Raw genomic sequence first — 8,539 nt, 5'->3', positions numbered from 1 at the left:
GTTACTTGAAAACGACCATTTGGATGGTGTTTGTCAAGAGCGAGAGCGGTCATGCGTATACAAACCTTAATACTTTACTCCTTCGGAGTAGCTAGCTCTAGTTTTTCATAGAACTTTTTACACTACCCGCTTCTCATTATAGCTTCGCCCTTTCACCCACACTGTGACCAAAGTCAATTCCAAAGTACCGTAGGTGGCTTACACTAAAAATATGATAAAAAGAATCACTTTCAATGTTCACATAGTACGATTGTTCTTTTCACATCCTAAGTAAGACAGGAACTTATTACTGTGTGCTGCGCTATAAAGGTTACAGAAAGAAGGTGATCCTGATGATACCTGCATCATTAACCTCCAAGGCACCCGGTGTGAAATTGCCGTTTTCTTTTATCCTAACCGGGATTTTGGTCTTTGTGCTGGCTCAGGTATTACTATTGATCTATGGGAGCGACCTGTTGAGCGGCCACTTTCGTACACCTGCCATGTGGGCAGTGGCCCATTTACTGCTCATTGGCTGGGCCTCCATGGTATCCATGGGTGCTATGTACCAGCTTGTACCTGTAGCTTTCCAGGTCAGGATTCGTTCAGAAGGGCTTGGCTATGTACAGTTCATGATCATGGTCATAGCCTTGCTTGGCTTTACCATTGCTTTCTTCATTTTTTCACCAGCAGGCTTGGTTCTGTTCGGCTCCCTCTTGGTTGCTGGGTTTCTTATATTCTTAGGTAATATGTTATTGTCTTTGCGTGCAGTTGCCTCATGGAATATGATGACAGTCATGGTTTTTGCCTCATTACTTTCCTTGGCCTTGACGATCATTCTCGGTTTAATCCTCGTCGGGCAGCTGACTGTAGGCGGTTTCATCGCTCAATATCATCTGGCCCTTTTACCTTGTCTGCTATCGCAGGCGGAGTGGGCGCCTCTGTTTTGCTAGTTATGGTTATTGGGATATCTGTCTCCAGTAGCCGATCTGTCAGCTCAGAATTGGTAGCTCTCAGTTATTTGTTTTTAATGGGCTGGATTTCACTTAGCATACTAGGCTATTTATTTAAAATTATTCCCTTTCTATGGTGGACCTATAAATATAGCCATCAAATTGGTAAAGTAAATGTACCCACGCTGAAAGAAATGATGGATGAACGATTGGGCGCCTTATTTTTCCCTGCTTTTATCCTGGCGACTCTGCTGGTGACCATCAGTTTATGGCTCAAATCGGCCACCCTTTTTTATACCGGGCAAGGATTGCATGTACTAAGTGCCTTGCTATATGCCTGGATCACCTTCTCTGTTTTCAAAAAATAAGAGTCTGGTAAGGAGGAGTAACCGTGAGCGCTGTAAAGGACAAAATGATTGAGCAACTGAAGCAAGTGCTGGACCCCGAACTAGGCATTAATGTGTATGACTTGGGCTTGATATATGACATCCAGAAGCAAAAGCCTTGTTAGGTTGGGAGTAGATTGGGATGAAACTCTAAGAAATGGTTTTGAGCACAAAGAAAGGTGGCTGATGCGTCGGCCACCTTTCTTTGTTGATGATGTGATGCCAATCCCACTTAGCTCGCACACCACTTTATCTTTGTGTGCTTTTATTTATCCCCTGATTTTCTCGCCTTTTGTAACGCTCTCCATTTGGGTGGAATGTAGACACAATAGGGTTCACTCTCCAAATAATCTCCAGTTACGGCATAAGCCCTGGAGCGGGAGCCCCCACATATTTTGTTAAACTCGCAAACACCACATTTCCCTTTATATTGGTCTGGATTACGCAAAGCTTTCATGACGGGTGATTCTCTGTAGATCTCTGCCAGAGGCTGCTCCCGTACATTACCGCAGCGCACGGGCAATAACCCGCTGGGATATACATCTCCGATATGGGAAATAAAAACAAACCCGTTTCCATCATTTACCCCTTGCGGTGCCCGGCCCAGCCCGTCCCGGGGATTAATTTTTCCTTTATTTAGGGCTTCTTCATATGCCGGCTGAGAATCAGCATTGATTTTTTCCTTAGCAGCTCTGCGTTTGCTTTGAATCACAACCCGCCGGTAGTGTTGAGCAGCCGTTGTCTTAATGTCAAACGGCGCTTCCAAACTTAATTCATACAACCAATTCAACACTTTTTCATGTTCCACTGGCGAAATCATGTCTTCTTTCCGCCCACGTCCGGTAGGTACAAGGAAAAAGACACTCCATAAGACAACATCAAGTTTTTTAAGGAGTTCAGCAATGTTTTGCAAGTCATGCACATTGTAACGTGACACTGTTGTATTAATTTGCAGCGGAAGATCTAACTCCCGCAAATAGTCAATCGCACGCATCGTTAAATCATAAGAGCCACTCGTTCCCCGGAAGGCATCATGAACTTCAGCTGTAGAACCGTCAAGACTGAAGGCCCAGCGGGATAAACCTACTTCTTTGGCTTTCCTGATCGCCTCTTTTGTTACAAGGGGAGTAGCACTGGGCGTCATGGATAGACGCAATCCTTTTTCATGAATAGCATATCAAAAGCCCCTTTCCTCATAAGTGGACAAGATACAATGTACCTGTACATTAAGTATAGAATAGTAGTAAGAAGTGAAATGTGATTTTGATCACTCGTTCACAGAGATGCCATCGGATAGGGGTTCCAACAGTGATTTGCATCACAGTTTAGCAGTCAGGATACCGATACAATAAAAACAGAAAACCTTTACGTATCACTAAGGTGTACAATACACGATTAAGAGAGGCGATGGCCATGAAGAAAAACCGGGTCGTTGAACTGGATGTCCGTGAAGATCTGAAGAATAAAAGAGAGCCCTTCCAAAAAATCATGAATGTGGATAAAACTTTGCAAGAAGGGGATCAATTTATCTTACACGCCACCTTCAAACCTACTCCCTTATTAACTTTGCTTAAAGCAAAAGGTTTTCAACATGAGCTTGAACAGCGTGCAGCCGATCACTGGGTTGTCACTTTTACTAAAAAGAGACGTAAATTTTCACTATCCAACCTGTTTGGTGGAAAGAAGACACCGGAGAAACCGCGAGTTTCTTCACCACCAGCTCAGACAATGGTAGATGACGAGGAAATTGCCCAGTCAGTAGAAAAAGACCTGAAACGAGAAGGAAAGGTGTACCGTTTAGATAACCGGGGTTTAGAGCCTCCCAAGCCAATGATGCGTACACTCCACCAACTGTCGCGAATGAAACCTGGAGAATCACTGATTATTACCAACGAACGGGTACCGATATTCCTGTTTGAAGAACTCCAACAACTGGGCTATGACTATCAGTATGAGCAAGTCGACGAAAACACTGTTCATATCACGATTACCAAGAAGTAGGTTGAATAACCCCTCTCCTACTTCTTCTTTATTTATCACCACATGACCATTCATATCCGGTTATGTTTAACCAGACAATCATGTGGAAACCTGTGACACAGATCATAGCCGGGCCCTATTTGTTCTTCTATAATCACTATGGTAACTTTAAAAATCTGGAGGGTCTTTATGTCAATACTGCCAACGACAAATCAACTAGGATTTTATGAGATTCGACTGGAGTCTATTGGAGGTTTAGGGGCAAACTTAGCTGGCAAAATGCTGGCAGAAGCCGGCGTTCTGGGGTTGGGAATCAATGGTTCCCACTTTTCTACGTATGGATCTGAAAAGAAGGGAACACCTGTCCGCAGCTTCGTGCGTTTTGCTGAAGCAGATACCGAAATACGAGATCACAGTCCCATTGAAGAGCCTCATGTCATCGGGATTTTTCATGAGGCTTTATATAAAACTGTCGATGTGATTAGCGGACTGAGGCCAGAGGGTATTGTACTGGTCAACTCTTCCCGGACCTTTGACCAGGTCAGAGCTGACTTGAAGCTCAGTTACGGCACATTGGCTATTGTTGATGCACTCCGCATCGCCATGGAGGAAAAAACAAAGATCAATACGGCCATGTTGGGTGCCTTGTTCCGTATTTGCAGCTTTTTAGATCCTGAAGATATGCGCCAAGTGATTCGCCAAACATTTGAAACTAAATACCCGCACTTAGTAGAACCTAATATCCGTACCTTTGACAGAGGGTATCATGAAGTTCGTTTTCAAACCTGCCCTGCCCCGGATGGTGTGGAAACAGAAACAGACCAGCGTTTGACCACTCCTTGTGGTTACATGACACAAGAGCTAGGCGGGGTCATCACTTCCCAACCCACCAGTGTGTTGCGGGATTTAAGTCCCTCACGCCAAGGCTTGTTACCTCGTTTCAATCAGCAGGAATGTATCAATTGCGCCGCCTGCGATACCGTTTGTCCAGATTTTTGTTTTGTGTGGGAGGAAGAACAGGACAAACGGGGACGGGCACAGATGGTCTTAAAAGGTATTGATTACCAATATTGCAAAGGGTGTCTTAAATGCGTTGAAGCTTGTCCCACAACCGCATTGACAACCATGACTGAGGAAGAAGGATACGCAGAACGCCACCGTACACCTCATTCATTTACAGCAGTGGAAGGGAGCACGATGTAATGAAAATGACCCAAGAGAAAAAGAGGATGTCTGTCGCCAAACAGATCAGTGATTTTAAGTCTGGGAATGAAGTAGCCGCCATCGCCGCTGCACAAATCAACTATCATGTGATGGGCTACTATCCTATTACCCCGTCTACTGAAATAGCCCAATACTTGGATCAGATGAAGCTCAAAGGAGAACACGACATCATGCTTATTCCAGCAGATGGTGAACATGGTTCTGCCGGGATATGTTATGGTGCAGCGGTCACCGGCGCACGTGTCCTCAATGCAACCAGCGCCAATGGCTTATTATACATGCTTGAACAGCTTCCTGTTCAGTCAGGGACCCGTTTTCCCATGGTGATTAATCTGGTTACCCGTTCTGTCAGCGGTCCTCTGGACATCCGTGGTGACCACTCTGATTTATACTATGCCTTAAACACGGGGTGGATCATTTTAACAGCCCGTACGCCACAAGCTGTATATGATATGAACATCATGGCCTTGAAAATCGCAGAAGATGTGCGCGTGCGTTTACCCATCATCGTTGCTTACGATGGCTTTTTCACTTCCCATCAAAAACGAAGAGTTTCTTACTTCTCTGAGAAAGAAACGGTGCAAAACTTTATCGGCAAGCCGCCCAGCGGATTTCCCAGGGCCTGTGACCCCAGGCATCCTGTTACGATCGGGGCCCATATGCACGGGGACGACTTAATTAATAACAAGTATCAACTCAGTGTGGCGCTCTCAAACGCACTGGAAGTATTCCAGGAGGTTGCCCTTGAGTATGCCCACTTGTCGGGCCGAATGTACCAAACGCTTGACTTATACCGTATGGATGATGCGGAAGTCGCCCTGTTTCTGTTAAATTCTGCTGCTGAGACAGCTAAAGACGTGGCTGACCGCTTGCGTGAACAGGGAATTAAAGCCGGTGTCATTAGTCCTAATGTGATCCGTCCGTTTCCAGCTGAAGATGTACGCCGGGCACTTAAGAACGTAAAGGGGTTGGTCATTGGTGAACGGGCTGACTCCTATGGTTCCCATGGCGGTAACCTTACCCATGAAGTAAAAGCGGCCCTGCAAGAAGACAGGGACAACCGCACAGTGGTTGTGAGCCGCATCTTTGGACTGGGAGGAAAAGACTTTTATCCCCATGATGCCGAGGCCTTCTTCAGATTGGCCATTGACGCTAGCGAAAAAGGATATGCTGAACAACCCTTTGACTATTATGGACAGGTACCAGGGAATCAAGAGCTGAAGCTCAACCCACCCAAAAAACTTCAGCGCGGGGATGATTTCAAATCAGGCCTGATCAAAGTAACCAAAAACGAAAAAACGGGTAAGCTGTCTGTCAAAATTCCGCCTCTCAGAATGTTGACCAAGAAGCCCAAGCGTATCGCTCCTGGTCACGGGGCCTGTCCAGGATGTGGCATCTTCCCCGGACTGGAACTGTTTTTTAAAGGTATTGAAGGAGATGTTGTCTTGTTATTCCAGACTGGTTGCGCTTACATTACAACGGCTGCGTATCCATATAGCGCACATAAACAAACTTTTATTCATAATCTGTTCCAAAATGGACCTGCCACTTTGTCAGGAACAGTCGAAGCGTTCTTTGAGCTGAAACGGCGTGGTGAAATAGAGGTTCCCGATGACGTCACCTTTGTTATGGTCACCGGCGACGGAGGAATGGACATCGGCATGGGGTCGGCCATTGGGACCGCTTTGCGTAACCACAATATGATCTTGCTGGAATACGATAATCAAGGCTATATGAACACAGGATCACAAATGTCTTATTCCACCCCGCTTGGACACATGACCAGCACCACCGGTGTTGGCGGAAAGCAACAAGGCAAACCATTCCATCATAAAGATACACCTCAAATCATGGCTGCGACCAACATCCCCTATGTATTCACCGGATGCGAAGCCTATCCACAAGATCTGGTGAAAAAAGCAGCCAAAGCTCAGTGGTATGCCAAGCACGAAGGTCTGGTCTATGGCAAGATTCTGATTACGTGTCCGTTAAACTGGAAGTCTGAAGAGCGGCTTGGCCAGCAAATTTTAAAAGCAGCAGTGGACTCCTGCTTCTTCCCGCTCTATGAAGTTGAGCAAGGTGAAACGACGATCACTTATGATCCTGAAGCCAAACAAGCCCGCATTCCCTTGACTGATTGGTTAAAAATGATGGGCAAAACGAAACATTTGTTACGTGAGGAAAACAAAGCTGTGCTAAAATCGCTTGAAGAAGAAGTGGAACGCAGGTGGCGCAAGTTAAAGTTAAAACATGAAACCCCTCATTTGTAATACACCCTTCAATCTCTTCAGGCCGATGTGCTGTTTGACAAAGTGGCCATACGCCCAGGAAGCGTAACCACCGTTGCCCAAATAGAATCCAAATGGATATTTGGTTTATCAGGTAATCCTTCAGCTTGTTTTGTTGGTTTTGAGTTATTCACCCGTCCCGTATTGCGCTGCGCCTTGGGAGCCACAGCCCATCCCCATCTGCCCAGATCAAAAGCGGTGCTGGTCCACGATATCCCTAACAACAAACGGATCACTCGCCTGATGAGGGGACTGCTGGAAGTGAGAGGGAGCCGTGTGCTGGCCAGCACGGTGGGTGTGGATAAGTCTGGGGTGGCATCGTCGCATGACCAGATTGATTAAGCACCTTACCAGCCACCACCAGTTGTCAATTTTTACGATTAAGCATGATCATGGCCATTTTGAGCTGGACCGGGAAGGAAGTGACACCTGGGCTCACCGCCAGGCTGGCGCACGGACCACGTTGATTCAATCTCCGCACGGAATAGGGCTGACCATGCCCCACCAGAAGGAACGCACATTGGAAGAGTTACTCCTCTTGGCCCGGTATTTAGGTGATTATGATCTCGCACTTGTGGAAGGGTTTAAACAAGCTGATTATCCAAAACTCGTACTGGTTCGTCACCAGGCGGATTTTGGTTTACTGGAGCAACTGTCTCATATCCGGCTGGCTGTGTTTTGGCGGGAAATCGACAGGTTGCACTATGAGCGTCAGTGTGACCGTCAGGGCATCGCCCCTCTGCCAACGGGGCTGTTATCTGAAACGGACAAATTGCTGAATCGGATAGAAACAATGATACGCTAACGAGAATAACACTGTAAAACACCCCGTATGTCAGGAGGACATACGGGGTGTTCGTCGATAAACGCTCAGCCCTCAAGCCAAGCAAGGTCGAAAAATGAATGGCGACTCTTTTTCAAAAATCACTTATTGTTCGTGTTGCAGCGAATTATTTTTTTCCTATTTTAACCCGCCATACTTCCGGTCCCTCTTCCAGGTACTCCCAAGTGAACTGATTGGGGCGCTCCATTTGGAACTGATAGAATAATGGTTTGGGATCATGGTCATTGATCAGTTCCATTTCTTTTCCAGGGTCTAGCTCATCAAACATGCGGAAAATGGCCGGATGCTTATCCCGGGGTGGGATGGGCCTGACATCGATTTGAGCCACAATGTTAGACATACCTATTCCTCCTTGATTCTAGTAATGCCTTGCAGGGTTCATCATAACGCATCCTGACCAAGTGCCATTTGCGTCTCTTTCCAGAAGCTTTTTTGTGCCTTAAGTATCCACTGGACAAAACACCGGCCAGAACCAATAGGGCAGCCACAAGAGGAATATGCGCTTTCATCATGTATCTGGAGATTTTGGCCAGGGATACTTTGATTTTCCTTACTTTGCTCTTACGAATCACCAGAAAGATAAAATACATATTCACATTGACCAGAAAAAGGATTAAGGCGGTTTGCGACGTTAATTTGGCTAAATCAATGATGATGGAAATGCTCTCCTTCTGCCAGCTCCAGACAAGGACTGCTATGACAAACAGGACATTCATACCCAACCAGATTTGAACCATCCTATCCCGCCGTTCTTGGTTAATTTGTTTACACCATGTTGTATGAGTAAAATTTCAGAGGGCAAACACACATTCGCCAATCCCTCTTCATGCCGTTAATAGCTCGTCTGTTAACGGCATGAAGAGGCCCCTAAAAAGCAAAAGACAT

The 8,539-nt window shown here is 46.0% G+C and carries 9 protein-coding genes and 2 pseudogenes; 8 read left to right on the top strand and 3 right to left on the bottom strand.

Annotated elements, in window-relative coordinates; translation table 11 throughout:
- Positions 1 to 332 precede the first annotated feature (332 nt).
- The 3 genes and pseudogenes from IEW48_RS15745 to IEW48_RS15735 all read left to right on the top strand — a co-directional run.
- Positions 333 to 932, top strand: a complete 600-nt coding sequence (locus IEW48_RS15745; RefSeq protein WP_229704091.1) for a hypothetical protein — start codon at positions 333 to 335, stop codon at positions 930 to 932.
- Entirely contained in the window at positions 926 to 1,300 is a 375-nt protein-coding gene (locus IEW48_RS15740; protein ID WP_188624589.1) for a hypothetical protein, read from the top strand. Before IEW48_RS15745 ends, IEW48_RS15740 begins: the two co-directional genes overlap by 7 nt.
- Positions 1,301 to 1,344: 44 nt before the next feature.
- Positions 1,345 to 1,425: pseudogene (locus IEW48_RS15735) on the top strand (iron-sulfur cluster assembly protein); the annotation flags it as partial.
- Positions 1,426 to 1,583: 158 nt separating this feature from the next.
- Here IEW48_RS15735 and IEW48_RS15730 read toward each other — a convergent pair.
- A pseudogene (locus IEW48_RS15730) lies at positions 1,584 to 2,495 on the bottom strand (radical SAM protein); the annotation flags it as partial.
- Positions 2,496 to 2,731: 236 nt separating this feature from the next.
- Here IEW48_RS15730 and IEW48_RS15725 point away from each other — a divergent pair.
- The 5 genes from IEW48_RS15725 (at position 2,732) to mobB (ending at position 7,615) form a co-directional block, all read left to right on the top strand.
- Entirely contained in the window at positions 2,732 to 3,319 is a 588-nt protein-coding gene (locus IEW48_RS15725; RefSeq protein ID WP_188624587.1) for a DUF2249 domain-containing protein, read from the top strand.
- A 168-nt stretch (positions 3,320 to 3,487) separates the two neighbouring features.
- Positions 3,488 to 4,501 (top strand): 2-oxoacid:ferredoxin oxidoreductase subunit gamma family protein, encoded by a 1,014-nt coding sequence (locus IEW48_RS15720; RefSeq protein WP_007503951.1) that lies wholly within the window; start codon positions 3,488 to 3,490, stop codon positions 4,499 to 4,501.
- Positions 4,501 to 6,792: a thiamine pyrophosphate-dependent enzyme gene (locus IEW48_RS15715; RefSeq protein ID WP_188624586.1), complete on the top strand. Its 2,292-nt coding sequence runs from the start codon at positions 4,501 to 4,503 to the stop codon at positions 6,790 to 6,792. The genes IEW48_RS15720 and IEW48_RS15715 overlap by 1 nt, the downstream gene beginning before the upstream one ends.
- 27 nt (positions 6,793 to 6,819) lie before the next feature.
- Entirely contained in the window at positions 6,820 to 7,152 is a 333-nt protein-coding gene (locus tag IEW48_RS17505) for a MoeA family protein (RefSeq protein ID WP_188624585.1), read from the top strand.
- Complete coding sequence (mobB, locus tag IEW48_RS15705) at positions 7,136 to 7,615, top strand: molybdopterin-guanine dinucleotide biosynthesis protein B (RefSeq protein WP_188624584.1); 480 nt, start codon at positions 7,136 to 7,138, stop codon at positions 7,613 to 7,615. Before IEW48_RS17505 ends, mobB begins: the two co-directional genes overlap by 17 nt.
- Before the next feature lie 145 nt (positions 7,616 to 7,760).
- Here the strand turns inward: mobB and IEW48_RS15700 are convergent, their stop codons facing one another.
- On the bottom strand, positions 7,761 to 7,994 hold the full coding sequence (locus tag IEW48_RS15700) for a DUF2249 domain-containing protein (RefSeq protein WP_007503955.1): 234 nt from the start codon (positions 7,992 to 7,994) through the stop codon (positions 7,761 to 7,763).
- Positions 7,987 to 8,391 (bottom strand): hypothetical protein, encoded by a 405-nt coding sequence (locus tag IEW48_RS15695; RefSeq protein ID WP_188624583.1) that lies wholly within the window; start codon positions 8,389 to 8,391, stop codon positions 7,987 to 7,989. Before IEW48_RS15695 ends, IEW48_RS15700 begins: the two co-directional genes overlap by 8 nt.
- Positions 8,392 to 8,539: the final 148 nt, after the last annotated feature.

This window comes from Caldalkalibacillus thermarum, assembly GCF_014644735.1.
In the GTDB taxonomy this organism is placed as follows: Bacteria; Bacillota; Bacilli; order Caldalkalibacillales; family Caldalkalibacillaceae; genus Caldalkalibacillus; species Caldalkalibacillus thermarum.
Note: the sequence above shows the minus strand (reverse complement) of the source record. Positions and strands in the feature narration are given on the sequence as shown.

Excerpts from the sequence above, each read along its gene's own strand:
- IEW48_RS15745 (WP_229704091.1), top strand. The coding sequence starts at position 333 with ATGATACCTGCATCATTAACCTCCAAGGCACCCGGTGTGAAATTGCCG.
- IEW48_RS15725 (WP_188624587.1), top strand. The coding sequence starts at position 2,732 with ATGAAGAAAAACCGGGTCGTTGAACTGGATGTCCGTGAAGATCTGAAG.
- IEW48_RS15720 (WP_007503951.1), top strand. The coding sequence starts at position 3,488 with ATGTCAATACTGCCAACGACAAATCAACTAGGATTTTATGAGATTCGA.
- IEW48_RS15715 (WP_188624586.1), top strand. The coding sequence starts at position 4,501 with ATGAAAATGACCCAAGAGAAAAAGAGGATGTCTGTCGCCAAACAGATC.
- mobB (WP_188624584.1), top strand. The coding sequence starts at position 7,136 with ATGACCAGATTGATTAAGCACCTTACCAGCCACCACCAGTTGTCAATT.
- IEW48_RS15700 (WP_007503955.1), bottom strand. The coding sequence starts at position 7,994 with ATGTCTAACATTGTGGCTCAAATCGATGTCAGGCCCATCCCACCCCGG.
- IEW48_RS15695 (WP_188624583.1), bottom strand. The coding sequence starts at position 8,391 with ATGGTTCAAATCTGGTTGGGTATGAATGTCCTGTTTGTCATAGCAGTC.